At 68.0% G+C, this 1,260-nt stretch carries 1 protein-coding gene; it reads left to right on the top strand.

Annotated elements, in window-relative coordinates:
• On the top strand, positions 1-1,092 hold a 1,092-nt coding region (locus EB084_25855), incomplete at its 5' end, for a 5-(carboxyamino)imidazole ribonucleotide synthase (GenBank protein NDD31689.1).
• Between the last annotated feature and the right edge of the window lie 168 nt (positions 1,093-1,260).

Below are 1,260 nucleotides of genomic sequence, written 5' to 3'. Positions count from 1 at the left end.
GTTCTCGGCGCAGGGCAGCTGGGGCGCATGCTCGCCCTGGCGGCAGCCCCCCTCGGCATCGCAGTGCGCTGCCTCGACCCGGCGCCCTCTCCCCCCGCCGCCGTTGCGGCGGAGTGCGTCACCGCGTCATACCTCGACGATGCCGCGTGCGCGGGTTTCGCAAACGGTCTCGACGCCATCACCTATGAGTTCGAGAACGTGCCGTTCGAGGTGGTCGATGGGCTGTCGCGACGCGTTCCCGTGCGACCTGGCCCTGTCTCGCTCAAGGTGGGGCAGCACCGTCTTCGCGAGAAGGCGCTCTTCGGCGATCTGCAGATCGACACGGCCGCATTCGCCCCCGCGCGCGGGCGCGCCGAGATCGTGTCCGTTGCAAGTACCCTGGGGCTTCCCGTCCGGCTGAAGACCTGCGCGCTCGGCTATGACGGCAAGGGACAGGCCTTCGTTGCCGACCCCGCCACCCTCGACGCCGTGGCGGCCGGCTGGCCCGACGTGGAGACCATCGTCGAGCGCCACGTGGCGTTCGAGCGCGAGGTCTCGATGCTCGTCGTGCGTTCCATCGATGGCGAGACACGGCACTGGCCCCTCATCGAGAACACCCACGTCGATGGCATGCTGTCGATCTCGGTGATGCAGCCCGACGATCCGCTCACAGGCGCCGCCCGAGCGCTCGCATCGCGCCTGGTGGAGTCCCTCGGGCACGTCGGCGTTCTCGCCCTCGAGCTCTTCGTCGTCAACGGCGCCCTGATGGCCAACGAGCTCGCCCCGCGGGTGCACAACAGCGGACATCTCACCATCGAAGGAACGGAGACCTCGCAGTTCGAGAACCACGTGCGCGCGGTGTGCGGCCTTCCCCTGGGCAGCACGGTGCCACGCGGGTTCACCGCGATGGTGAACCTCGTCGGCACCCTGCCGGACACGCGAGCGCTGCTCGCCATCGAGGGCGCGCATCTGCATCTCTACGGCAAGTCTCCCCGACCGGGTCGAAAGCTCGGTCACGTCACCCTCCACGCAGACGACCGCGCAGCACTCGAAGCACGGCTGCGCCAGGCATGCGACATCACAGCGCCAGAGAGCAGGAGAAGGCCGACATGAACATGGGGTCGGAATGCCCATCCTACGAAGAGCGAGGCGAGGCCGCCGATCTGCTGCTGGCCGTCGGACACTACGACGAAGCGGAGCAGACGTATCTCTCGATCTACCAAGACATGCAACGGGGAGGTCCCATCGACATGTTCCTCGCCGCCAAGATCGCCCTCGGCG

It is taken from the genome of Pseudomonadota bacterium (assembly GCA_010028905.1).
Lineage (GTDB): Bacteria > Vulcanimicrobiota > Xenobia > RGZZ01 > RGZZ01 > RGZZ01.
This window is presented reverse-complemented; position numbering and strand designations above follow the sequence as displayed.